The organism is Dactylosporangium sp. NPDC005572, from assembly GCF_040605515.1.
Taxonomy (GTDB): domain Bacteria; phylum Actinomycetota; class Actinomycetes; order Mycobacteriales; family Micromonosporaceae; genus Dactylosporangium.
In genome coordinates this window covers 45,940-69,804 of the sequence record NZ_JBEXCY010000040.1, presented here as the reverse complement: position 1 = coordinate 69,804, position 23,865 = coordinate 45,940, and the positions used below count along the sequence as shown (strand labels likewise).

The following is a 23,865-nucleotide window of genomic DNA, read 5'->3' as shown; positions in this document are numbered from 1 at the left end:
GCCCGGGCCGCCCGGGCCGCGGCGGGGCCGGCCGGTGGGGATCGCGGCGAGGAGCCGGCGCGTGTACGGGTGGCGGGCGGCGCCGAGCACCGACGCCGGCGGGCCCGACTCGACGACGACGCCCTCCCGCATCACCAGGATCTGGTCGGCCATCCGGGCCACCACGGCCAGGTCGTGGCTGATCATGAGCAGCGCGGTGCCGGCGGCCTTGAGCTCCTCCAGCAGCGTCAGCACCTGGGCCTGCACGGTGACGTCGAGGGCGGTGGTCGGTTCGTCGACGATGAGGACCGGCGGGTTCGCGATGGCGGCGGAGGCGATGAGGGCCCGCTGGCGCAGGCCGCCGGAGAGCTGGTGGGGGTACTGCTCCGCCCGCACCGCCGCCTCCGGCACCCCGGCGCCGGCGAGCGCATCGACCACCCGGCCGGGCCGCAGCGCCCGCGGGACCAGGCGGTGCCGGCGCAGCGACTCGCCGACGTCGCGGCGGACCCGGTGCAGCGGGTTGAGCGAGCCGAGCGCGTCCTGCGCGACGAGCCCGATGTCGCGGCCGCGCAGGTGCCGCCACTGGGTCTCGGTCAGCGTGGTCAGGTCCCGGCCGGAGAGCCGCAGCGTGGCGGCGGTGACGGTGGCGGCCGGGCCGGCCAGGCCGAGCAGGGCGCGGGCGGTGGCGCTCTTGCCGGAGCCGGACTCGCCGACGACGGCCAGGCACTGTCCCTTGTGGAGGGTGAAGGAGATGCCCCGGACCGCTTCGACGGTACCGCCGGCGGTGCGGAACGTGACGTGCAGGTCCTCGGCGGTCAGGAGGGCGTCGGGGCTCACTGCGGTACCACCGCGGAGTCCCTGCGCAGGTCGGCGATCCAGCGCGCGTCGCGCCGCGACCGGCGCCGGTGCTTGCGGTCCGCCAGGATGTCGGCGGCCCGGGCGGCGTCGCCGCTGCGGGCCAGCGCGTCGCACAGCGTGTCCACGACGATGTCCTGCTGCAGGCGGCTGCCGCCGACGAGCGCCACCGCCGCGACCACGCCGCCGAGGTGCCGCACGGCCACGTCGTAGCGGCCGTCGGCGTGCGCGGCGACGCCGTCGAGGACGGCGAGGACGACGTCTCGGTTGGGCCGGGCGGTCTCGGCCGCCCAGGCGGCGCGGAGCGGGACCAGGCCGTCCCGGTCGGCGGCGGCCAGGGCGAGGGCGGCGTGCACGTCGAACAGCGCGCCGCGCGCGGCCGCGAGCTGGTCGCGGGCGAGCTCGGCGACCGGGCCCCACGGCAGGCCGGTGTGGCCGTCGATCCGCAGCCGCCACAGCACGGCAGCGGCGTCGACGAGCGTGGTGCGGCGGGTGGAGACGCTGGGGTCGATGGCGGCGTGGTAGCGCCGCAGTCCGAGTTCCGCGTCGTCGTTCTCCAGCGCCACGAGCGCGTGATGCCAGCGCAGGTGCGTCTGCAGCGGCGAGCGGGGGTGCCGGGTGCCGAACCAGCCGTCGAGGAACGACTCCACGGCGGCGATGCGCCCGGTCTCGTGCAGGACGTGGACGTACCCGTGACAGGCGGCGCGGTTGTCGGGCCGGTCCAGCAGCGAGCGCTCGGCGGCCGCCTCCGCCGCCGCGAACTGCCAGGCCTCCTCCAGCTCCAGCGCGCAGATCCCGGCCAGGGCCCAGTCGTCCGGGAACGCGGCCGCCGACGGCGCGGCCAGCGCGAGCACGCCGTCACGGCCGGTGCCGGCGGCGATCCGCCGGCCGCTGAGCAGCCCGGCGGCGAACCCGAGCACCAGCAGGTCGCCGGGGTGCGCCTCCAGATGCTCGGCGTAGGCGGCGAGGTTGGCGGGCGGGGCGGTGACGAGGTCGATCTGACGGGCCTCGCGCGGGCCGAGCCGGTCGGGACGCTCGCGGCGCAGCCGGACGGCGGCGGTGAACGCCTCCCGGGCCTCGGCGTCGCGGCCGGCCGAGGCCAGGCTGAGCCCGAGCCCGAGGTGCGCGACGGCGAGGCCGGGGTCGAGCGTGATCGCCTGGGCGAAGCCGTCGACGGCGGTGTCGTCGAGGGCCAGGTACGCGTCGACGGCGTCGAAGTAGGCCGCGGCGGCCTGCGGGTCGGCGGTGGACACGCGCTGCCCGTAGCGGTCGGTCGGCACGGGGGTACCTCCAAAGTGGCTCACGGCCGGACCGAGCCGATGCCGAAGCGGTTGCGCAGGTCGCGGCCCAGGATGGTGACGGCGACCGCGGTGACGGTGATGAGCAGGCCCGGGAAGACCCCGGCCCACCAGGCGACGGCCAGCGTCGAGCGGCCCTCGGCGAGCATCGCGCCCCACTCCGGGGTCGGCGGCTGAGTGCCGAGGCCGAGGAAGCTCAGCCCGGAGGCGAAGATGACGGCCACACCCAGCCCGAGCGTGGCGGTCACCAGCAGCGGGCCGGCCGCGTTGGGCAGGATGTGCCGCCACAGCGAGGTCCACGGGCCGACGCCGAGCCCGGTGGCCGCCTCGACGTAGCCGGCGGTGCGGACCACGAGCAGCCGGGAGCGCAGCAGACGGGCGTAGCCGGGCATGTCGGCCAGGCCGATCGCCAGCAGCAGGCTGAGCTCGCCCCGGCCGGCGACGGTGACCACGACGAGGGCCAGCAGCAGCGCCGGGAACGACAGCAGCACGTCGAGGACCCGGCTGACGACGCTGTCGGCGAACCGGCCGCCGAGCGCGGCCAGGACACTCACCGGCACCGCCACGAGCAGCGCGACGAGCGTCGCGCCGGCGGCGATGCGCAGCGAGTGCCGGGCGCCGTAGACGGCCCGGGCGAACAGGTCCCGGCCGAGCTGGTCGGTGCCGAACCAGTGCCCGGCGCCCGGCGGGCGGAACGAGGCGAGCGGGTCGGTCGCGTTCGGGTCGTGGCCGGTGAGCAGCTGCGGCCACAGCGCGGCGGTGACGACGGCGAGGATGACCAGCGCCGCGGCCGAGACGGTGAGCCTACGTCCCATCGCGGCGCACCCTCGGGTCGATGACGAGGTAGGAGGCCTCGACGAGCAGGTTCACCACGACGAACACGGCGGCGGCCAGCATGACCACGCCGGTCACCATCGGCAGGTCCTTGTTCGTCACGGCGGTCAGCGCGACCTGGCCGAGCCCGGGCCGGCCGAAGACCTGCTCGATGAGGACCGAGCCGCCGAGCAGGCTGCCGACGAACCAGCCGGTGAGCGTGGTGGCCGGGACCAGGCAGTGCCGCAGCGCGTGCCCGGTCCGCACGGCCAGCGCGCCGGCGCCGCGGGCCCGGGCCGCGGTGACGAACGGCTGGGCGAGGGCGGTGTCCATCTCCTCCCGCAGCACCTGGGCGAGCGTGCCGGCGATCGGCAGGGCGACCGCGACGGCCGGCAGCACGAGGCTGCGCCAGGTGCCGGCCTCGATGACCGGGAACAGGTGCCAGCGCAGCGACAGGAACGTGATGAGCAGAATGCCCAGCCAGTACTGCGGCAGCGACACCGCGACCATCTCCAGCCCGGAGAACAGCGCCCGGGCGACGCGGCTGCGCTCGGGGACCAGCACCGCCGCGCCCACCGCCAGCAGCACCGCGAGCAGCAGCGCCGCCCCCGCGAGCTGGACGGTGGGCAGCACCTGCTCGGCCAGGGCGCCCCACACCGGCCGCTGCAGCTGGTAGGAGATGCCGAGGTCGCCGTGGGCCAGCCGGCCCAGCAGCCGCAGGTACTGCACCGCGACCGGGTCGTCGAGCCCGTACTCGGTGCGCACCTGGGCCTTGAGCTCCGGCGAGACCAGCGCCTGGTTGCCCATGATGATGTCGACCGGGTCGCCGGGGATCAGGTGCAGCATCGCGAAGCACAGCGTGGCGGCGCCCCACAGCTGCACGAGCGCGACCGCCGCCCGGCGGGCGAGGCGGCCGGCGTCACGCCGGGTGGGCACGGCCCAGCACCGACCGCTCGCCCGCCTCGACCGCGGCCGTCAGGATGTTCTCCCGGGGCGGGAGCGGGCAGTTGTACCAGTCCGAGAACGCGCACGGCGGCAGGTACGCGCGGTTGAAGTCCACCACGTAGCCCTCCGGTGCCGTGCGGGCCTCGACGAAGCGGCCCGGGCGGTACGTGCTCACTCCGGTCGTCGCGTCGGCGAACACGAACCACAGGCCGCCGTGGCCCTCGAACGCCCGGACCCGGTGCTCGGTGCCGCCGAGGGTGAACGCCAGCTCGCCCGGCACGACGTGCGCGCGGACGACGTCGTCGCGCTGGTAGGGGACCGGGGTGGCCTCGGGCGCGGTGAACGGCTCGAACGTCGCCGGGACGCGGAAGCGCTCGTCGTACGGGTACCGGTCGATGCCGGCGAAGCCCGTGCGGCCGGGCGCGGCGTGCTCGTACGTGCGCACCACCGGCCCGTCCTCCCGCGCGAACGTCCGGATCGTCACGCCGGGCGCCTCGAGGTCGCCCTCGACGAACGCGGTGCCGGTCACCGGCGCGCCGCCGCTGGTCAGCGGCGCACCCGCCTCGACGGTGACGGCGAGCCGGCCGTCCCGGACGCTCCAGGTGCCGGGCACGCCGTCGATGACGAGCGGCTCGGCGACCGGGTACGTGCCGGTCAGGGCGGTGTGGCCGGCCGGGCCGGCCACCTCCTCGGCGCGCGCGGCCAGCCAGGCCTCGAAGTCGTCGTTGCGCACGGTGCTCACCTGGTCCGCCACACGGTGTAGAAGGAGTCCGGGTACCCGGAGACGGTGAACTGCACGCCCTGCACGGCGTTGGAGACGCCGAGGAGGTACTGCGGGACGTAGATCGGCACCGCCGCGGCGTTGTCGATGACCCACTGCTGCAGCGGCTTGTAGGCCGCCGGCCGGTCCTGCTGCTGCAGCGCCGTGGTGCCCTGGCTGAGCCACTGGTCGACCTGCGGGTCGTCGACGTTGGCGTAGTTGGCGCCGCCCTTGGTGGCCAGGAACTTCGACGACCACACGTTGTAGAGCATGTCCGGGTCGGCCCGCTGGTTGCTCTGGTCGGCGATGTCGTAGTCGCCGGCCTTGGCCCGGGCCGAGAACGTGCCGGCGTCGAGGCCCTGCACGGTCACCTCGAAGCCGAGCTTCTTGGCGTTGTCGGCGACGGCCTGGGCGACGACGTCGCGCTGCTCGCGCATGACGGTGCTGTTCTGGACCCAGACGACGGTCAGGCGCTTACCGTCCTTGACGCGGTACCCCTGCGCGTCCTTCTGGCTCCAACCGGCCTCGTCGAGCAGCCGGTTGGCCAGCGTCGAGTCCTGCGGCCAGCTGTTCTCCAGCGTGCTGTCGTACGAGTACGGCGTGCTCGGCGTGAGCGGGCTCCAGGCGCGCGGGAAGCGGCCCGCGTAGACCGACTTGACGATGTTCTCGATGTCGATGCCGCGCTGGAACGCCTGGCGGACCTTGACGTCGTCGAACGGGGCCCGCTTGGTGTTGAGGTACGCGGTGAACGGCGTGCCGGCCGCGGCCGCGCTGAGCACCCGCACCCCGCCGCCGGCCTCGAACGCGGCGGCGGTCACCGGCGGCACGTTCGCGGCGAGCTGGGCCTGGCCGCTGCTGACCGCGCCGACCCGGATCGAGTTCTCCGGCAGGAAGCGGACCTCGACCTTGTCCAGGTACGCGGCGCCCTGGTGCGGCGAGCCCTCCGGCGGCCAGTTGTAGGCGTCGTACCGCGCGAAGGTGAGGCTCTGCCCCTTGGTGTACGCGGCGGTGGTGAACGGCCCGGTGCCCACGGCCGCGCCCGGTCCGCCGGCGCACAGGGCGGCCTGGCCCTTCGCGAGCGCGGCCGGCGACTGGATGCCGAGGACGGAGAACGACACGAGCTGCAGGAACGGGGCGAACGGCGACTTGAGCTTGACCACCAGCGTGCCCGGATCGGTCGCGGTCGCCGAGCCGAACGGCAGCGAGCCGGCCAGCGGGGCCTTGGTCGCGGGGTCGGTGAAGTGGTCGAAGGTCGCCTTGGCCGCCGTGGCGTCGAACGTCGTGCCGTCGTGGAACGTCACGCCGTCGCGCAGGTGGAAGGTGTACGTCGTGCCGTCGGCCGAGACGTCCCAGGAGCTGGCCAGCCAGGGGTGGAAGGCGCCCTTCGCGTCCTGGTAGATCAGCGAGTCGTACACGTTGCGCTGCAGGATCTGCGTGGCGATCTGGCTCGGGGCCGCGGGGTCGAGGCAGGTGGGCTCGACGTCGGTGGCGAACACGACCGTGCCGCCGCGCACGGGGGCGCCGGACGCGGCGCCGTCGCCGGGCGAGCCGGTGCTGCTGCATGCGGCCAACAGCGTCACCGACGCCGCCGCCACGACCAGCCTGCGGACCATGGCTACTCCAATAATCAGACGTGATAGCTAGGAATTCAGCCGCGAGCGTATACACGCGTCGACGCTCGGGCAAGAGGCTGTGACCTGTGACGTTTCTTGCTCGGGGGGTTCTCGGGGGGTTTAGGAGCCGGCGGCGAGCTTCGCCAGCCGGGCCTCGCGGGAGCGGCCCAGGTGGGCGACGAGTGCCCGCCGCGCCTCCTCGGCGTCGCCGGCCTCGACCGCGTCGACGATCCGCCCGTGCTCGGCCGCGACCACCTCCCGGTCGGCGAGGGTCGGCTCGTCGGCGTCGTACACGGCCAGCAGCGTGTCGAGCCGCTCCAGCAGGTCGATGATCGTGGCGTTGCCGGCCGCGGCGCGCAGGGCCTTGTGCCAGGCCGCGTGCAGCTCGCGCAGCCGCACCGGGTCGCCGGCCGCCACCGCCTCGCCGTTCAGGTGCCGCAGCCGGGCCAGGTCGAACGCCGAGCGCCGCACGGCCGCCGCGGCCGCGCACGTCGACTCGAGCGCGATGCGGGCCTCGTAGATATCCAGCAGCTCCTCGGGGCTGCGCGTGCTCACCCGGTACCCGCGCCGGTCCCGCTCCAGCAGCCCGTCGCGCTCCAGCATCGCGAGGGCCTCACGCACCGGCGTCCGCGACACGCCGAGCCGCTCCGCGAGCACCGTCTCGAGCAGCACCGTGCCCGGCGCGATCCGGCCGGCGACGATCTCGCCGCGCAGCCGCTCGTACTGGGTCGAGGCCGAGTCGCGGTTCACCGGGTCTCCTTCGGGGCAGTGCCGACAGACGGATACTGTCGCATCCGCCGTCGTGACGGGCCTCGGGTGGCCGCCGTACCGCAGTCGTCGGGGCGCTGCACTACGGTGCGAGGGTGAGTACTCCCCGGGAAGCGGAAGCGCGCATCGGCCCGGTCGGCGCGCTGCTGTGCCGATTGATGTTCCTGGCCATCTGCCTGCCCGGACCGGTCCTGCTCGCCGTCGCGACGACGCTGGACCCGGCGCGGTCGCCCACGGACTTCTGGGGCCTGCTCGCCGGTGGGGTACTGGTGACGGTCATCGGTGGCGGTTTCGGCGCCTTCGGCTGGCGGCTGGTCACCCGCTCGCGCCGCGACGCGCGCCGGCTGTCCGCCGCCGGTGTCGCCGCGACGGCGGAGATCCTCGCGGTGGCGAACCACCTGGGCGGGGAGGATCCCGGGCTGGAGCTCCGCCTGCGGATCAGCGGGCCCGGGTTCGCCGCATTCGAGGCCGACACGGTCCGCCCCGACGACCCGGCCCTCGTGCCCGGCGCGTTGCTGCCGGCCGTCGTGGACCCCGTCGATCGTCTCTTCTCGGTTCGCCCGTAGCCCCGCCACCCTCGGAGGTGAATTGCCGATCGCCCGGCGGTCGCGTGAGCGGGCCGGCCCCGGGAGACGTCCCTGGCGTGATCGAGACGGCGGGACGGGGGTACGCGACAGCGGTACCGGTCCCGGCGGGTGCCGCCACGCGGCACCGGCCAGTGGACGAATCCTGGAGGTTCGCATGGGCGCTGGTCCGCTGGGCGCATGGGTCGCCCGAGACTACGAGGTCGTCGCCGAGCTCGCCGACCTGATGCCGACAGGCGTCACGGTCGCCGACTCCGGGCGCGTGTTCATCTCGATCCCGCGGTGGGGCGACGAGGTGGCCTACACGGTCGCCGAGGTCGTCGACGGCCGGCCCGTCGCGTTCCCCGACGCGGAGATCAACCGGTGGAGCCCGCAACGGGCCGCCGACACGTTGGTGTCGGTGCAGAGCGTGATTGTTGATCCGGCCGGGTATCTGTGGCTGCTCGACAGCGGCAGCCTGGCGTTCGCGCCGTCCGTCGCGGCCGGGCCGAAGCTGGTCCAGGTGGACCTGGGAACCGGCCGGGTGGTACGGGTCATCCATCCCTCCGCCGGTGCGGTGACGCCGACGACGTACCTCAACGACGTCCGCTTCGACCTCTCGCGGGGCGCGGCCGGGTATGCGTACCTCACCGACTCGCAGCCCGAAGGCGCCCTGATCGTCGTGGACCTCGCCACCGGCGAGAGCTGGTCGCGGCTGCGTGGACACACAAGTACCCATGCGGAGGACGGCTTCCGCGCCGTGGTGCAGGGCGTCGTCCGTGAGGGGTATGCGGTCGGCGCCGACGGGATCGCGTTGAGCGCGGACGGCGAGCGGCTGTACTTCTGTCCGCTGTCGAGCCGGCGCCTGTACAGCGTCGACACCACAGCGCTGCGTGACCGGAGCCTTCCCGAGGCCCAGGTCGCCGCCCGGGTGATCGACCACGGTGACAAGGGTTCGTCCGACGGTCTGGAGTCCGACACGGACGGCGCGATCTATGCCACCGCGTACGAGCACAGTGCCGTGCTGAAACGGGCCGTCGACGGCACCTGGACCACGGTCCTGCACGCGCCCGCCCTGCTGTGGCCCGACACGTTGTCGCTGGCCGCCGACGGCCACCTGTACGTGAGCGTCAACCAGCTTCCCCGCACGCCGCTGTTCAACAATGGCGCCGACGATCGTGTCCCGCCGTACCAGATCATCCGGATCCCGGTGGACGCACGCCCAGTGCGACTCGGTCCGGCCGCCCCACGGCCGGTGTCGGCGGGCTGATCGCCGCAGACGGAATACACCGCGGAACCGGCCCGCAGAGACGTCCTCACCCCTTCGACAGGCCCCACAGCATCGTGGTCTTGTCGCTGCTCGCCGTGGCCAGGACGGCGCCGGTGCGGTCGAACGCCACCGCGGTGACCTCGTCCTTGTGGTCGCTCAGCACGGCGAGCGTGGCCGGTTTGGCCGGGTCGGACACGTCCCAGAGGGTGACGGCGTTGTCCGCACCACCGGCCGCCATGATGTCCGCCGCCGGGCTCAGCTGCACCGAGAAGACGGTGCCCTTGGCCTCGACCGCGCCCAGCCGGCTCGGCTTGGTGAGGTCGGTCGCATCGAGCAGCACGATGTTCTTGGTGCCGCTGACCGCCATCGTCCTGCCGTCCCGGGCGAATGCGATGTGCCCGATCTCAGTGTCGAGGTCGAGCTCGGCGATCCGGCTCGGCGACCGCGGGTCGGCGACGCTCCACACGACGAGGCGCTCCTTGTCCTCGGCGGTGACGATCGCCTTGCCGTCCGGGCTGAACGCGAGCGACAGCCCGTTCTGGCCGGCCATGGACCCGACCCGGACGGCAGCGGCGGGATCCGCGACGTTCCACAGGAGCACCGACTGGTCGGTGCCCGTGGTCGCGATCAGGCTGCCCTGCGGGCTGAACACCACCTTCAACAGCACGTTTGCGTGGTCGGTCAGGGTCTTCAGCTTGACCGGCCGGGCCGGGTCGGCCACGTTCCACAGGATGGCGGTCTTGTCGAGGCTCGCGGTGGCGACCGTCCTGCCGTCCGGGCTGAACGCCACCGACGTCACCGGCTGCTCGTGGCCCTGCAGCGTGGCGATCCGGGCCGCCGTCGCCGGGTTGGTCGTGTTCCACAGCGTGACGTCGTTGCTGCCATCACCGCCGGCGGTGGCGAGGACGGACCCGCCGGGAGCGAATGCCGCGGCCAGCACCGAGCCCGAGTGCTCGAGCGTGGCCAGCCGCTCCGGCCGCAGCGCGGGGCCGGTGGCGCTCGCGGCGGCACCGGACGACGGGGTGTTCTCCGGCCCGCCGCTCGGCGGCCCGAACCGAAGCGCGATCACGACGACGACGGCGGCAACGGTCACGGCGGCGGCGGCCGCCGCGGCGACCAGCCGCCGACGCCGACGCCCCGGCGCGGGCGCAACCTGGACCGGACCCGGCGGCGGGTCACCGTGCACCGGCAGCGCGGCGGCCTGAACCGGCGCTGCGGGCTGAGTCGGCACCTGCTGCACCGGCACCGGCGACACCGGAGCGACTGGAGCGGACGACACCGGGAACGGCGCCAGCGGCGAGGGCGAGACCGGCGCGGCCGACACGGGGGAGGGCGCCAGGGGCACGGACGAAACCGGGAACGGCGCCATCGGCATCGACGGCACGGGCGCGGACGCCATCGGCACCGATGAGACCGGAGACGCCGGAAGCGGCAGCGACGCCGACGACACCGCGGGCGCGGACTCCGGCGCGGCCACCGCCGGTTGGAGACCGTGCGCGTGCAGCGTGCCGCCGGCCACGATCAGTTCTGGCTGCTCCACCACCGTCGGCGCAATCCCCAGGGACCGGTGCAGCAGCGTCGCCACCAGCGGCATCCGGCTCGAACCGCCGACCAGGAACACGGCCGCGATGTCGTCTCGGCCGATCGCCGCATTGCGGATCGCCAACTGGGTCGCCGCGACCGTGCGGTTGAGCAGCGGCCGGGCCAGGTGGTCCAGCTGTTCCCGGCCGAGCACGGCGTCGAGCTCGACGATCGGCATGAACACTGTCGTCATCGAGGTGCGCGACAGCGCCTCCTTGCCGGCCCGCACGTCGTCCCAGAAGGCCCGCGACATCCGGCGGTCGGTGGCCGCGGCCGGGGCCATGAGCCGTTGCCAGCCGTCCGGGTCGCCGGCGCCGTGGACGGCGCCGAGGTACGCCACGATCGCGGCGTCGATGTCGAGCCCGCCGGCGTCGGGGATGCCCTCCTCGGCCAGCACCTCGAAGCCGCCGGCGGTGCGGCGGACGACCGACGCGTCGAACGTGCCCGCGCCGAAGTCGTACACCACGACGCAGCGGCCGAGCCCGACCTCGTGGCCGAGCACGTGGGCGTAGTAGGCGGCCGCGGCGACCGGCTCGGCGACGAGCACCGGCGCTGGCAGCCCGGTCCGGGCGGCCGCGTCGAGCAGGGTCTGCCGGCGGCGGGCGCCCCAGCCGGCCGGGTGGGTCAGGACGAGCCGGCCGACCGCGCTGCCGGCCACCCGTACGGCCTCGTCGTGGACCCGCCACAGCACGGCCCCGACGAGCTCGGCGACCGGTACCGCCCGCTCGCCGAGCAGTACCTCGCCGTCGTCGATGCGGGCCTTCGGGTGCGGCTCGAACGCCTGCGGCCGCCCCCGCGCCGCCTGCATCGCGTCGCGGCCGACCGCGAGCTCGCCGGTGGCGCTCATCGACACGGCCGACGGCAGCAGCGGCGTCTCGCCGAACAGCAGCGGCACCGCTCTGCCGTCGTCGAGCTCAACGACCGCCACGGTGGAGGACGTCCCGAAGTCGATGCCGAGCGTGACCACGGCACGGTGATACCACAGCGTCCGGGCGTTGATCGACTACGACGACCGGCCGGTGCGGACACTGCGCCCGTTCGGCGGAGCCGGCATCGGCCGAGCGGCGCCTCGCTCCGGATCGGCGCCGCCGCCCGCCCGCTACGGTGGGGGTCGGAGGTGGGCATGCACGACGACGACGTCCTGGATCCGAGCCTCGCCGAGGCGCTGCTGCGCCGGAACCATAGGGAAATCGAAGCCGCTCACGCCGCGTCCCGGCCACGGACGCTGGCAACGTCGTCCAAGTCCGTATGCGGTCAGTACGCGGTCAGTCCCTGGCCGGCCCGAGCGCTTCGCCGATGGAGCCGGCCCGGGCGCTGGTGGCCCGGGCCGGACTCGGAACGTTGCGGCCGTCAGCTCGGGATGGTCACCTGCGCCGGGGCCGTCCGCTGGGTGGTGGTGCCGTCGCCGAGCTGCGAGTTCGCGTTGTTGCCCCAGCACCACAGGCTGCTGTCGGTGCGGATCGCGCAGGTGTGGTAGTTGACGACGAAGCCGGGCGTCCAGGTGGTCGCGGTGCCGACCCGGGTGGGGGCGGAGCGGTTGGTCGTGGTGCCGTCGCCGAGCCCACCGGCCATGTTGTTGCCCCAGCACCACAGGCTGCCGTCGGTGCGGGCCGCGCAGGCCGTGTTGTCGCCCGCGCCGACCCTGGTCCAGGTGGTGCCGGTGCCGACCTGCAGCGGTGCGGTCTGGTACGTGACGGCGGCGCCCAGCTGGCCGTAGCCGTTCTCGCCCCAGCACCACAGGGTGCCGTCGGTGCGGGTCGCGCAGGTGAAGCTGAATCCGGCCGTCACGCCGGTCCACGTGGCGGCGGTACCGACCTGCGCCGGGGTGGTCGAGTAGCTCAGGGTGCCCAGTCCGAGCTGCCCGCTCGAGCTGTCGCCCCAGCACCACAGCGTGCCGTCGGTGCGGGTCGCGCAGGTGTGCGCGTATCCGGCGGTGACGCTCGCCCAGGTGGTCGCCGTGCCGATCCGGACCGGGGCCGTGAGGTAGTAGTCGTCGGTGCCGGTGCCCAGCTGCCCGAGCCGGTTGAAGCCCCAGCACCACAGGCTGCCGTCGGCGCGGACCGCGCAGGTGTGACTGTCGCCGGCGCTGACGCTCGCCCAGGTGGTGGCGGTGCCGACCTGGACCGGGGCGTTGCGGTTCGTGGTGGTGCCGTCGCCGAGCTGGCCCCGGTTGTTCCTGCCCCAGCACCACAACGTGTGGTCCGTCCGTACCGCACAGGTCTGGCTGCTGCCGGCGTCGACGCCGGCCCAGGTGGTGGCGTCGCCGGCCCGGGTGGGCGTGGTCCTGGTCGTGTTGGTGCCGTCACCGAGCTCGCCGCTCCAGTTGCTGCCCCAGCACCACAGCGTCGCGTCGGTACGGATCGCGCAGGTGTGGGCGTAGCCCGCGGCGACGCCGGACACGGTGGGGGCGGCCAGTGCGGCGGCCCTCAGTCCGGCGGGACCGGCGGCTGCGGCGGCCGGGCCGGCGACGGTCGCGATGCCGAGCACGACGCTCGCGACGGCCGCCGCCGCGGCGATCGAGCGCCGCCATCGAGCGCGCAGCCGGCCATCCTGAAATCCGCTCATGTGGTGTGCTCCCTCGACGACCTCGATGCCTGAACCGTGATCGCGGCACTGCCCCTGGCGGATCCCCGGTGACCTGTCAGTGCGGCCGTGCGCCTCACGCCGGGCGACGCTACGGTCGCCCGGTCACGGAGGGCAACGCCGCGGGCACCGCGCCGCCGCCGGCCTGCGCCGGACCCGGAAACTTACAGCGATCGAGTCGTCACGGTGCCGACGGCCGGACGTCGTGGTTCCCGGAGCCGTACAGCCGGCGGGCGTTGCCGGCGCCGACCAGCGCGGTGATCCGGTCGGCGTCGGCGATGCTCACGCTGTCTTCGGAGCGCCAGGTGTCGAGCAGGCGGCGCAGGGCGTGGCGGAACCGGGCGGCGCCCACGAGGTACAGCTCGGGCAGCAGGTAGGCGTCGGTGGAGAACAGCAGCTTGCCGAACGGCGCCAGCTCGAAGAACTCGGGCAGGACCGCGTCGCCGGCGTGGGTGACGGTGAGGCCGACGTCGACGTACACGTGCGGGTAGACCTGGGCGAGCCAGCCCGCGTTGCGGTGGTACGGGTAGCAGTGGAGCAGGACGACCGGCGCGGCCCGCGGGCCGAGCGCGGCGAGGAACGGCTGGGCGAGGGCCGGGTCGGCGCGGCGCAGCGCGAGGGCGCGGTCGCCGAATCCGGTGTGCAGCTGCAGCGGCAGGCCGGTGCCGACGCCGGCCCACAGCACGTGGCCGAGCAGGACCGGGTCGCTGATCCGGCCGCGGCCGGCGCGCAGCCAGGCATCGGCGGCCCGCTGGACGGCCCGCGGCGTGGGCGGTTCCGCGGGGACGGCGAGGCCGTGGCGGTAGGCGGCGACGGACTTCACGGCGGCGGCGGTGCGGACCCGACCGGCGAGGGCGGCGGCGAACCCGGCCGCGAACCCGGCGGCGCCGGTGTCGTCGGGCAGCGTCTCGGCGACGCGTTCGAGGCGGACGACCTCGCGGACGCTGGCGCCGGACGCCGCGGCCAGGCCGGCGTCGCCGAGCAGGGCCGGGTCGTCGAGGCCGGTGTCGACGAGCAGTTCGGCGAGGCCGGCGGCGCGCAGCAGGGCCTCGGTCGCGGCCCGCCAGCCGAGCTCGGCGCGGCGGGCCAGGTAGTCGTCGGCCGACGCGTGGGCCGGCAGGCCGAGGGCGGGGGCGCACCAGCGGCGCACGGCGAGCCCGACCCGGCTGTCGAGGTAGGACACGCCCGGCGGGGGCGGCAGGTCGGTCTCGGTGCAGGCGGTCTCGAACGCGGCGCGGTCCAGGTCGCGGGCCAGGACCCGGTGGCAGTGCCCGTCGATCAGTAGCTCCATCGGGTCGCCTCGACGATCTCCTCCGGGGCCGCGCCGGCGAACCGGTCGGCCTCGGCGAGGCGGACCGCGCAGTACGCCTCCAGCAGCGGCGGGCCGAGCAGGCCGGCCAGCAGGTCGTCGGCGCGCAGCGCGGCGACCGAGGCGGCGGTCGTCTCCGGCAGCCGTTCGGGGCGACGGTCCGCGGGCAGCAGCGCCGGGTCGCCCGGCACCTCGGCCGGCAGGCGCAGGTCCTGCCCGCAGGAGGCGGCGACGATCTCGGTCACGGCGGCGACGACGAGGTACGGGTTGGCGGCGCCGTCGCAGCACTTGACCTCGACGTTGGCGGCCCGGTCGCGTTCGCCGGGGCTGCCGGTGACCAGCCGCAGGGCGGCCTCCCGGTTCTCGTGGCCCCAGCAGCGGTACGGCGCGGCCCAGCGCTGCGGCTCCAGCCGGAGCCGGCTGGTGACGCCGGGGGCGGCGAGCGCGGCGAGCGCCGGCAGCCGCCGCAGGAGCCCGGCCATGGCGGCCTCGCCCGCCGGGCGCAGCCCGTACGGGCCGCCTCCTCCGCTGAACAGCGCCTGCAGGTCGCGGCGGGCCGAGACGTGCAGGTGGTCGCCGTTGCCGACCTGGCCGGCGCTGACGACCGGGGCGAACGACACCCGCAGGCCGTGCCGCTGGGACACGGCCCGGACGGTCTGGCGGACCAGCACCGTCCGGTCGGCGGCGAGCACCGGGTCGGCGGCGGCGACGGACACCTCGAACTGACCCGGCGAGTACTCCGGGTGGATCTGGTCGACGGGCACGTCCTGCGCGTCGAGGGCCTGGAACAGCTCGTCGAGGTAGGCCGACACCTCGACGACACGGGTCATCCCGTAGGCGGGGCCGGTCGCGGCCGGGCCGCCGCCGGCGGTGGCGAGGTACCACTCCACCTCGAACGCCATCCGCAGCTCGAGGCCGAGCGCGGCGGCGCGGGCGGCGGTGGTGCGCGCCAGCGTCCGCTGGCAGCACGGCCACGGCTCGCCGTCCTGGGTGCGCCGGTCGGCCGGCGCCCAGGCCCAGCCGGGCTGCGCGGCCAGGGCGGTGACGCGGTCCAGGTCGGGGAACAGCCGCAGGTCCCCGACCGGCCCGCCGACGTGTTCGCTGGTGGTGACCGAGTCGTCGACGAGGAACACGTCGAAGACCGGCGACATGCCGACACCCCAGCAGGCCGCGTGGGCGAGCCGGCGGACCGGCACCGCCTTCACCCGGGTGACACCGGCGTTGTCGACCCAGGTGAGGGCGACCGCATGGACGTCGCGGGCCGCCAGGTCGGCGGCGATCCGGTCGGCCCGTGCGGCGTCATCCATCGGCGCGTCCTTCCCGGAAGCGACATGCAACCACCTACTGGGTCGTGTCACCCTCCCCGGTGCGTTCCTTGGCCACCTGGCTGCCCTTGTCGATCTTGTCGGTGTACTGCTGGCCCGTGCGCTGGTCGGCCTGCTGCGCGGCCTTGTCCAGCCCCTGGTCCACCTTGTCGTCGTGTTTGCCCAAGAGTTCCTTGGCCTTGTCCACGAGCTTGCTCACGGCCGGACTCCTCTCGTCGTCAGGGGACATCTGTTTGTACCCGCGCCGGACCCGCTGAACCGCGAGCCACGGTGTCTGCTGTGGCGGCGCGGGAAAGGCGCTGGCGGTGCGCTGCGACCGTGCCTACCGTCGGTTGGCATGGAGCGGGCTGAGAACGAGGACCTGCCGACGCTGTCCCGCTGGCTCGACGGCATCGACGAGCACCCGTTGCTGTGGTTCTTCGAGCACCGAGTTGAGGGGTTCGTGCCACCAGGTGCGGGTTACGACTGGTGGAACGACCCGGTCCTCATCGTGGTCGAGCAGACGCTGGAGATCCTCGAGGCGGCCGGTCCAGCTGGGCTGAGCGCGAAACGACGGGCGTTCCGGGCGTACCGTGGCCGCGGTCTCGTGGCGTTCGAGCAGTTCATGCCGATGCGGACGGAGCTCGTCGTCGCATCGATGCTGGCTGCCGCGGGCCGACCGTTCCGGTTCAACACCAAAGCGGGCCCGGACCTGCTCGTCGGGGACCCGCCCAGGTTCGGCATCGAGATCAGCTCCCGGCGCCCGAAGCGCCTGTCGCACCTCGCGACGTCCACCGGGCCGGACAACAGCCCGCACATGAGCCCACACATGGTGGCCCTGGCTCGGCACGTGGCGACCGGCGTGCTTCGCGAGGATCGGAAGGTCCGGCAGGCGCGGATCATGCCGACCGTCCTGATCGTCGACATCAGCGGCACGGACCTGCCGGACGTGCGCTCCTGGAGCACCACCTTCGATCCGCTGTGGCAACCGGCCGACGCGTTCCTGGCCCTCGGCGCCATGTACTCGTCGACCACCAGCCGGATTCCGGAGATTCGCTTCTCCGTCAACCCGTACGCCGATCCGGCGGTCCTCGGCGCCCTCGCCTGGTACCTGGACGGCGTCACGGCGCTGACCGACTTCGCCGATCGCGTGGCGGCATTGCGCCGCTGATCGAACTGGCCACCGCAGCTGCCGCAGATTGGCCGGCCGGCGCTCTGCGAGCGGGTGCGGACCGGAACGCGGACCAGAATGGAGGGAGACAACCGGAACGACCGGCAGCGCCGTGGGCACGCCGCTGCCGGTCGGCGGACGAAGCGGTCCGCCGGAAGTGTCGAGGAGAACGTCATGGTCAGTGTCATGCCGGCCGGGGTCTGCCGGTGGCGCATCGAGCCGGTCGGGGCGATGCGGGTGCCCGGGGTGGTCTTCGCCACCGCGCGCCTGCTGCCGGACGCGCCGGGGGATCAGGCGTTACAGCAGGTGGCGAACGTGGCGACGCTGCCCGGCATCGTCGAGGCGTCGTACGCCATGCCGGACATCCACTGGGGATACGGGTTCCCGATCGGTGGGGTCGCGGCCACCGACCCGGCCCGTGGCGGGGTGATCTCCCCGGGTGGGGTGGGCTTCGACATCTCATGCGGCGTGCGGCTGCTCACCTCGACCGTGACCCGTGCCGACGCGGCGCCGCACCTGGGACGCCTGATGGATCTGCTCGGGGCGGCGACGCCGCGGGGCATGGGCCGCGGCGGCGTGCTGCCGTCCGTCCGCCCGACCGAGCTGGACGAGATCCTGCTCGGTGGCTCGGCGTATGCGGTCGAGCGAGGGTTCGGGGTACCGGCGGATCTGACCTTCTGCGAGGACGGTGGTGCGGTTGCCGGTGCCGACCCCGGCGCCCTGGGTCCGCGGGCGCTGGCCCGGGGCAGGGGCCAGGTGGGCAGCCTCGGCTCGGGCAACCACTTCCTGGAGGTCCAGGCGGTCGACCACGTCTACGACGAGCGGGTGGCCGGCGCGGTCGGCCTGCGGCCGGGCCTGCTCTGCCTGATGATCCACTGCGGGTCGCGGGGACTGGGCCATCAGATCTGCTCCGACCACGTCCGCGTCATGCTGTCCGCGATGGACGGGTACGGCATCCGGGTGCCCGATCCGCAGCTGGCCTGCGCCCCGGTGGCGTCTGCGGAGGGCCGGCGCTACCTGGCCGCGATGGCCGCGGCCGCCAACTACGGCCGCGCGAACCGGCAACTGCTCACCCACGCCGCCCGGCGCTGCTTCCGCGATGCCGGCCTGGGGGAGCTGCGGCTGCTGTACGACGTGTCGCACAACCTCGCCAAGCTGGAGACGCACACCGTGGACGGGGTGGCCCGGGAGCTGTGCGTACACCGGAAGGGCGCCACACGGGCCTTCCCACCCGGCCACCCTGAACTGTCGGACGCGATCCGGTCGGTGGGCCAGCCGGTGCTGGTGCCGGGCTCCATGGGTACCGCCTCGTATGTGCTCGTCGGTGTGGCCGGTGGGCAGGCGTTCCACTCCGCGTGCCACGGCGCCGGACGCACTCTCAGCCGGCACGCCGTCGTCCGGCAGGCCCCCGTCGAGGCGGTCCGTCGCGAGCTGGCCGCCGCCGGCGTCCTGGTCCGCGGCGCGAGCGCCCGTGGGCTGGCCGAGGAGGCGCCGGAGGCGTACAAGGACGTGGACGAGGTGGTCGAGACGTGCCGGCGGGCCCGTCTCGCCGACCCGGTGGCCCGGCTCGTGCCGGTCGGTGTTGTGAAGGGCTGAGCCGGCGCGGATCGCAGCGGTTCACACGTCGATGACGGCCGCACAGCGCCACAGACCGCCGTGCCGTGCGAACCGTAACCCGTGACGGGTGACCGCCTTCGGCAACGGGCCCACCAGCGGGACGTCCGAGCGCGCGATGACGCCGAAGTCACCGGCCAGGCCGCCCCGCGCGGTCCGGGCGAGCGCTACCTGGACCGGCACCACGTCCTCGGTGTCGAGCAGGTAGATGGCCTCCTCCAGCACCTCCACCAGGAGCTCGTCGTCGGGTGCCGGCTCGCAGGCGAAGCCGACCAGGCGGGCCGGTCCGACCGCACGGACGTCGGCGAAGCAGGCGACGAGTGCCCGGACCGCCGCCTCGATGCATTCCTCGGCGGTCGGCGCCCACGCCGTGAGCATGACGTCGGCGGTGTGCGGCAGCAACTCGTACCCCGCTGCGGGGCCGGTGGTCATCGGGATCCCCTGCCTCGTCCGCACCGCGGGCCGGCTGGCGGGCAGCCAAAAGACCTACGAGGCGGTTTCCCTTCGCCGGCATTGCCCGGATCAGGTAGTGGGGATCGCCGTTCGGCCTTTCGGTCGTTCAACCTCTCAGCTCAACTGTCATCCAGCTGGGCTCTCCCGCACGTCTCGTAGGCCTACCGCCCAAGCTACGCCGGCGGCGCGCCGATGGAGGGTGAGCGAAAGAGGCATCGTTGTGCTACCGGCGCAGGCGCAGCACGCTCATCTGGGTCAGTTGGGCGTCTGCGAAACCGTCCCCGAGCGGCAGCTGGTACGTGGCGACGGTCTGCATGCGGTCGCGGGGCAGGTGTTCCCGGCCCGGATCACCCACGAGCACCTGGGCGCCGCGCGCCGCAACGCGTTCCAGGAAGGCCAGCACGCGCTGAGCCATGGGCCCGGTGTAGAAGATGTCACCGGCCAGGACCGTCTCGGCGTCGCCGCCGTCCCCGTCGAGCAGGTCCGCGAGGCACTCGGTGACGAGCACGGCGTTGACTTTCGCATTGAGTGTGATCGCGGCGACCGCGTACGGGTCGACGTCGTTCGCGGTTACCGCGGCCGCGCCGGCCTTTCCTGCCGCGATGGCGACCAGGCCGGAGCCGGCAGCCAGATCCAGGACCCGCCGGCCGGCCACTGCCGCCGGATGGTCCAGGACATATCGGGCGATCGCCTTGCCCCCGGCCCACGCGGAAGACCAGAACGGAGGCGGTAGCTTCGCACCGGCCTGCGCCTCCATCCTGGCCCACCACACGATGGCGTCCTCAGCCAGATACAGCCGTACCTCGGGTACTGACGGCACCTCGACGAGGCGGAGCCGGTCCAGGCCGGTGCCCGGTGTCGTCACCTCATGGCGTAGCTCGGCCAACGCCTGCCCGACCCGACTCATCATCGATCAAGCATGACGGATCTACGGGGCGGCTTCCGGTCTTCCGCCCATTGTTGACCGGCACGTCACCCGGCAGGAGCCCGCAGGTTTCTGTCGTCACCAGCCGGGTATACGCGTCTCGATCAGGCGTAACACTGTCCAGGAGGAACGCGTGGCAAGCGGTACCGTGAAATGGTTCAACTCGGAAAAGGGCTTCGGCTTCATCCAGCAGGACAACGGAGGCCCGGACGTCTTCGTGCACTACTCGGCGATCGCGAGCGGTGGCTACCGTGAGCTCAACGAGGGTCAGAAGGTCGAGTTCGACGTGACCCAGGGCCAGAAGGGCCCCCAGGCGGAGAACGTTCGAGCCGTCTGACCATTCGGCACGCGTCGGAGTCCGCCGAGCCGCACGGGCATTGTCGTATCCTCTGCCCGACGGCGAGGCGGCCGGTCGCGACGGGCGTCAGCGCTCGGCCGTGCCGTGCTCCCGGCTGAGGGACTCCTGGTAGAGGTCCGCGTAGGTGCGCGAGTCCTTGACCAGGTCGTCGCAGAAGGCGGCGACGTCCTTGCCGGTGAGTTGCAGGACTCCCTTGCCGTCCGCGACGCCCTCTTCGAAGAAGTCGACGATCCCGGAGAGCAGGCGCCCGTCCGGCAGGTCGACCGGTCCGACCTTGAAGAGGTACCGCTGCATCTCCTTGTAGACGATCTGGTAGTCCGGTGGGAGCGCCTTGACCCGCGCCAGGTGCGCCCGCCACTGCCTCTTGCCCTCGATGATGTCCTGGATGCCCACGTCAGCCTCCCAGCCGGCTCAGTTTCCTTGCGACGTTCCTGTTCAACTGCTCGCGCCACCGGTCGCGATAGGTGCGGGCCCCTTCTCCGCCGGCCAGCGCGGCGCAGAAGCCCGCGATGTCGTCGCCCAGCACCTGGTCGATGCTCTGCCCGTCCGCCGCCGTTTCTTCGAGCAGCCCCAGGGCGCCGTCGAGGATCGGCATCAGGTTGCGGCCCGTGAAGCCCGAGTAGGGGGAGAGGTGCACCTTGATCTGTTCCCACGCCGCCCGGTAGTCGGCCGGCAATGCCTCGGCCCGGGCCTCGAACGCCTTCCATTCCCTGGTGAGGTCGCTGCCCGTGATGGTCTCCCAGAAGTTCATCTCCCGCCCTTCCTGAGCTTGTCGATTCGCGATGAGAGGTACTCCCATTTCGTCCAGAACGTCACGAGTTCTTCGCGCCCCGCGTCGTTGAGCGCATAGAACTTGCGCGGCGGACCCACCCCGGACGGCCGCTTCGTCACCTCGACGAGCCCGTTCTTCTCCAGTCGCAGCAGGATGGTGTACACCGTCCCCTCGATGACGTCGGCGAAGCCGAGCTCGTTCAGCCGACGGGTGATCGCGTACCCGTAGGTCTCCTCGCCGCCGATGATTTCCAGCACGCAGCCCTCGAGCGTGCCCTTGAGCATCTCCGTCAGGTCGTCCATCGCGGTCCTCTTCGGTCCCCCCGGTACTGTGTACTACTGAGTACCGGTACACCGTATCACCGAGTAGCGGAGATGCCCAGCGGTCGCGGTGTCAGGAACGGATGGCGGCCCTGGGCAGCTGCAGGCCGATGGTGAGCCCGCCGCCGGGGGTGTCGTAGGACCGCAGGGTGCCGCCCATCGCTTCGGTGAGCGCCCGGGCGGTGCGCACCGGAAGGCTGCCGTCCGGGGTCGGGCCGGTGGTGCCGCGAGCCGGCTCCCGAGGGCCCGGTTCGTCCGGGCCCGGCACGCGAGGACCGTGATCGATGACGTTGATCGCGAGGCTGGCGGGCAGCACGTTCACGGTCACCGTGGCCGGTGCGTTGCGCGGGCTGCGGTACAGGGCGTTGGTCGCGAGGCTGGTGACCGCGCGGGTGAGCAGATTGGCATCGGCGATGACGTCCGGCAGGTCTTCGGGGGTGTCCACGACGATGTCGTGCCCTCCCGGCCCGAGATCGTCGAGCGCCGCGGAGAGGACGTCGTCGAGCTCGACGGGGCGGAGATGGATGTCCAGCGCTCCCGCCCGGGCCTGACCGAGGTGCTGGAGGTCGGTGAGGCAGGTTGCGATGCGGGCCAGGCTCGCCTGACCGGTGGCGGCCAGCTCGTGCCGCTGGGCTGCGCTGAGCGGATCCCGGGCTCCCAGTCCGTCCAGCGTGTCCTGCAGCTGCGCCAGCGGCGCCTGCAGTTCCTGCTGGGTGATCCGCAGCATCGTGGTCCGCGCGCGATCGGCGGCGATCTGCTGGTCGGCGTCGGCGGTGCGTTCGGCCAGCTGCTGGCGATCCAGGCAGGCGGCGATCTGCACGGCGCACGCCACCAGTACCCGCTGGTCGCTGTCGCCGAGGGCGCGGCCCCGCCCGGCCAGGGTGACCGTCGGCCCGGCCGGCACGCTGGTGTCGGCTCCGGCGGGATGCTCCGGTGGCCGGTCGCCGCACGAGGCCACCACGTGCCACCGGTGTCCGACGCCGTCAGGTTGCCGGTCGAGCAGGCTGACCGCCTCCAGCCCGAACAGCTGCCGTACCTGTTCCAGCAACGCCGGCAGGCTGGGCCCGCCCAGTTCGGCCCCGGCCAGCGTGCTGAGCGCGCCGGCCTCCGCCGACGCGCGCGCGGCGCGGCGGGTCTGCCAGGTCGCGGTCTCGGTCGCCCAGCTGACGAGCGCCGCGATCACGACGAAGACGACCAGCGCCACGACATCGTCGGCACTGGCGATGGTCAGACTGTGCGGCGGGGGCGTGAAGTAGTAGTTGGCCAGCAGGGCGCCCGCCGCCGCTGTCGCCAGCGCCACGTACATCCCGCCGGTCAGCGCCACCACGATCACGGGCAGTAGGTAGCCCAGCAGGAGGCTGGAGAGCGCGAAGTGGCCGTACTGTCCGATCAGGGTGACGGCGGGCAGCAGCAGCACCGCCAAGGCGGCGCCGGCCAGGTACCGGCGCACGCCGAATCCGCGGCCCGCGCCCGACAGCCGCAGCGCGGGCGGGCGGGCCGCGGCCTCGTGCGTGACCATGTGGACGTCAATCGGTCCGGACAGGCGGGTGACCCGGGCGCCCACTCCCTCGCCCGTCAACGCCGGCCATCTGCGGCGACTGGCCCCCAGCACGATCTGTGTGGCGTTCTCCGCCTGGGCGAACTGGAGTATCGCCTTGGCGATGTCGTCACCGACGACCTGGTAGTAGCGGCCGCCCAGCGACTCCACGAGCGCCCGCTGCGCCGCCAGCGCCGGATGGCTGCCTGAGGTCAGTCCGTCACACGGCATCACGTGCACGGCGAGCAGATCGGCGCCCTGGATGCGCTCCGCGACCCGGGCGGCCCGCCGGATCAGGGTCTCGCCCTCCGGGCCACCGCTGAGCGCCACCAGGATCCGCTCGCGGGTCTCCCAGCGCGTGGCGATGCCGTGCTCGGCGCGGTACCGCTGAAGGCCCTCCTCGACCCGGTCGGCCAGCCACAGCAGGGCCAGTTCCCGCAGCGCGGTCAGGTTTCCGGGCCGGAAGTAGTGGGTCAGCGCCGCCTCGATCCGATCCGGCGGATAGACGTTGCCGTGCACCATGCGCCGGCGCAGCGCCTCCGGGGTCATGTCGACCAGCTCGACCTGCTCCGCCCGCCGTGCCACCTCGTCCGGCAGCGTCTCCTGCTGGGTGACCCCGGTGATCTGGCGGACCACGTCGTTGAGCGACTCCAGATGCTGGATGTTGAGGGTGGAGACCACGTCGACACCGGCGTCGAGCAGCTCCTCGACGTCCTGCCAGCGCTTGGCGTTGCGGCAACCCGGGACGTTGGTGTGCGCCAGTTCGTCGACGAGGGCCACCTGCGGGTGCCGGGCCAGCACCGCGTCCAGGTCCATCTCGGTGAACCGGGCATCCCGGTAGTCGCACGCACGGCGGGGGAGCACCTCCAGCCCGTCGGCCATCGCCGCGGTCAGCTGCCGGCCGTGTGGTTCCACGAACCCGATCACGACGTCTGTGCCCCGGGATCGGCGGCGCTGCCCCTCGGCCAGCATCGCGTAGGTCTTGCCCACTCCGGGCGCCGCACCCAGGTAGATCCGCAACCGGCCCCTTGTCACCGAGCACTCCCATAACTCAGGAATGGCCGTACCCGCCGC

Annotated in this window: 23 protein-coding genes and 1 riboswitch; of the genes, 5 read left to right on the top strand and 18 right to left on the bottom strand. The window is 73.5% G+C overall.

Annotation, left to right across the window (positions count from 1 at the left end):
* The 7 genes from ABZS66_RS21225 to ABZS66_RS21195 form a co-directional block, all read right to left on the bottom strand.
* Positions 1–816 (bottom strand): ABC transporter ATP-binding protein (locus ABZS66_RS21225; RefSeq protein WP_354760120.1); only part of this gene is annotated, 816 nt, incomplete at its 3' end.
* Entirely contained in the window at positions 813–2,114 is a 1,302-nt protein-coding gene (locus ABZS66_RS21220) for a hypothetical protein (protein WP_354760118.1), read from the bottom strand. The genes ABZS66_RS21225 and ABZS66_RS21220, both read right to left, overlap by 4 nt.
* A 20-nt stretch (positions 2,115–2,134) precedes the next feature.
* Positions 2,135–2,947 carry an ABC transporter permease gene (locus ABZS66_RS21215; RefSeq protein WP_354760116.1) on the bottom strand — a complete coding sequence of 271 codons (813 nt, stop codon included), beginning with the start codon at positions 2,945–2,947 and terminating at the stop codon, positions 2,135–2,137.
* Positions 2,937–3,881 (bottom strand): ABC transporter permease, encoded by a 945-nt coding sequence (locus tag ABZS66_RS21210; RefSeq protein ID WP_354760114.1) that lies wholly within the window; start codon positions 3,879–3,881, stop codon positions 2,937–2,939. The genes ABZS66_RS21215 and ABZS66_RS21210 overlap by 11 nt, the downstream gene beginning before the upstream one ends.
* Positions 3,865–4,623: a DUF1684 domain-containing protein gene (locus ABZS66_RS21205; protein ID WP_354760112.1), complete on the bottom strand. Its 759-nt coding sequence runs from the start codon at positions 4,621–4,623 to the stop codon at positions 3,865–3,867. Before ABZS66_RS21205 ends, ABZS66_RS21210 begins: the two co-directional genes overlap by 17 nt.
* A 5-nt stretch (positions 4,624–4,628) precedes the next feature.
* Entirely contained in the window at positions 4,629–6,263 is a 1,635-nt protein-coding gene (locus tag ABZS66_RS21200; RefSeq protein WP_354760110.1) for an ABC transporter substrate-binding protein, read from the bottom strand.
* A gap of 120 nt (positions 6,264–6,383) precedes the next feature.
* Positions 6,384–7,013, bottom strand: a complete 630-nt coding sequence (locus ABZS66_RS21195; protein ID WP_354760108.1) for a GntR family transcriptional regulator — start codon at positions 7,011–7,013, stop codon at positions 6,384–6,386.
* A 113-nt stretch (positions 7,014–7,126) separates the two neighbouring features.
* Here ABZS66_RS21195 and ABZS66_RS21190 point away from each other — a divergent pair, with 113 nt between their 5' ends.
* Positions 7,127–7,597 carry a hypothetical protein gene (locus ABZS66_RS21190; RefSeq protein ID WP_354760106.1) on the top strand — a complete coding sequence of 157 codons (471 nt, stop codon included), beginning with the start codon at positions 7,127–7,129 and terminating at the stop codon, positions 7,595–7,597.
* A gap of 175 nt (positions 7,598–7,772) precedes the next feature.
* A complete protein-coding gene (locus ABZS66_RS21185) occupies positions 7,773–8,864 on the top strand; it encodes an L-dopachrome tautomerase-related protein (protein WP_354760104.1) in 1,092 nt (363 codons plus the stop codon).
* A 46-nt stretch (positions 8,865–8,910) separates the two neighbouring features.
* Here the strand turns inward: ABZS66_RS21185 and ABZS66_RS21180 are convergent, their stop codons facing one another.
* The 5 genes from ABZS66_RS21180 to ABZS66_RS21160 all read right to left on the bottom strand — a co-directional run bounded on the left by ABZS66_RS21180 (position 8,911) and on the right by ABZS66_RS21160 (position 15,861).
* Positions 8,911–11,412 carry an Hsp70 family protein gene (locus ABZS66_RS21180; protein WP_354760102.1) on the bottom strand — a complete coding sequence of 834 codons (2,502 nt, stop codon included), beginning with the start codon at positions 11,410–11,412 and terminating at the stop codon, positions 8,911–8,913.
* Between the two features lie 383 nt (positions 11,413–11,795).
* Entirely contained in the window at positions 11,796–13,010 is a 1,215-nt protein-coding gene (locus tag ABZS66_RS21175; RefSeq protein ID WP_354760100.1) for a hypothetical protein, read from the bottom strand.
* Positions 13,011–13,209: 199 nt separating this feature from the next.
* A complete protein-coding gene (locus tag ABZS66_RS21170) occupies positions 13,210–14,319 on the bottom strand; it encodes an amidohydrolase family protein (protein WP_354760098.1) in 1,110 nt (369 codons plus the stop codon).
* Complete coding sequence (locus tag ABZS66_RS21165) at positions 14,307–15,644, bottom strand: glutamine synthetase (RefSeq protein WP_354760096.1); 1,338 nt, start codon at positions 15,642–15,644, stop codon at positions 14,307–14,309. The genes ABZS66_RS21170 and ABZS66_RS21165 overlap by 13 nt, the downstream gene beginning before the upstream one ends.
* Before the next feature lie 34 nt (positions 15,645–15,678).
* On the bottom strand, positions 15,679–15,861 hold the full coding sequence (locus ABZS66_RS21160) for an antitoxin (RefSeq protein WP_354760094.1): 183 nt from the start codon (positions 15,859–15,861) through the stop codon (positions 15,679–15,681).
* A 138-nt stretch (positions 15,862–15,999) separates the two neighbouring features.
* Here ABZS66_RS21160 and ABZS66_RS21155 point away from each other — a divergent pair, with 138 nt between their 5' ends.
* Both ABZS66_RS21155 and ABZS66_RS21150 read left to right on the top strand, forming a co-directional pair.
* The gene (locus tag ABZS66_RS21155) at positions 16,000–16,812 is read left to right on the top strand and encodes a hypothetical protein (protein ID WP_354760092.1); all 813 of its coding nucleotides are present in this window, start codon (positions 16,000–16,002) and stop codon (positions 16,810–16,812) included.
* A gap of 174 nt (positions 16,813–16,986) precedes the next feature.
* The gene (locus ABZS66_RS21150; protein WP_354760090.1) at positions 16,987–18,408 is read left to right on the top strand and encodes an RtcB family protein; all 1,422 of its coding nucleotides are present in this window, start codon (positions 16,987–16,989) and stop codon (positions 18,406–18,408) included.
* A gap of 21 nt (positions 18,409–18,429) precedes the next feature.
* Here ABZS66_RS21150 and ABZS66_RS21145 read toward each other — a convergent pair whose 3' ends face one another.
* Both ABZS66_RS21145 and ABZS66_RS21140 read right to left on the bottom strand, forming a co-directional pair.
* Positions 18,430–18,858: an archease gene (locus ABZS66_RS21145; protein WP_354760088.1), complete on the bottom strand. Its 429-nt coding sequence runs from the start codon at positions 18,856–18,858 to the stop codon at positions 18,430–18,432.
* Between the two features lie 50 nt (positions 18,859–18,908).
* Positions 18,909–19,035, bottom strand: a riboswitch (TPP riboswitch).
* A gap of 67 nt (positions 19,036–19,102) precedes the next feature.
* The gene (locus tag ABZS66_RS21140; protein WP_354760121.1) at positions 19,103–19,786 is read right to left on the bottom strand and encodes a 50S ribosomal protein L11 methyltransferase; all 684 of its coding nucleotides are present in this window, start codon (positions 19,784–19,786) and stop codon (positions 19,103–19,105) included.
* A 151-nt stretch (positions 19,787–19,937) separates the two neighbouring features.
* Here ABZS66_RS21140 and ABZS66_RS21135 point away from each other — a divergent pair, with 151 nt between their 5' ends.
* Positions 19,938–20,141 carry a cold-shock protein gene (locus ABZS66_RS21135; RefSeq protein ID WP_354760086.1) on the top strand — a complete coding sequence of 68 codons (204 nt, stop codon included), beginning with the start codon at positions 19,938–19,940 and terminating at the stop codon, positions 20,139–20,141.
* 87 nt (positions 20,142–20,228) lie between these two features.
* On the opposite strand, the gene ABZS66_RS21130 is transcribed toward ABZS66_RS21135, so the two are convergent.
* The 4 genes from ABZS66_RS21130 to ABZS66_RS21115 all read right to left on the bottom strand — a co-directional run bounded on the left by ABZS66_RS21130 (position 20,229) and on the right by ABZS66_RS21115 (position 23,826).
* Positions 20,229–20,555: a DUF1048 domain-containing protein gene (locus ABZS66_RS21130; RefSeq protein ID WP_354760084.1), complete on the bottom strand. Its 327-nt coding sequence runs from the start codon at positions 20,553–20,555 to the stop codon at positions 20,229–20,231.
* Between the two features lies 1 nt (position 20,556).
* Positions 20,557–20,913: a DUF1048 domain-containing protein gene (locus tag ABZS66_RS21125; RefSeq protein ID WP_354760082.1), complete on the bottom strand. Its 357-nt coding sequence runs from the start codon at positions 20,911–20,913 to the stop codon at positions 20,557–20,559.
* Positions 20,910–21,236 carry a PadR family transcriptional regulator gene (locus ABZS66_RS21120; protein ID WP_354760080.1) on the bottom strand — a complete coding sequence of 109 codons (327 nt, stop codon included), beginning with the start codon at positions 21,234–21,236 and terminating at the stop codon, positions 20,910–20,912. Before ABZS66_RS21120 ends, ABZS66_RS21125 begins: the two co-directional genes overlap by 4 nt.
* A gap of 91 nt (positions 21,237–21,327) precedes the next feature.
* On the bottom strand, positions 21,328–23,826 hold the full coding sequence (locus tag ABZS66_RS21115) for a DUF4118 domain-containing protein (RefSeq protein ID WP_354760078.1): 2,499 nt from the start codon (positions 23,824–23,826) through the stop codon (positions 21,328–21,330).
* Positions 23,827–23,865: the final 39 nt, after the last annotated feature.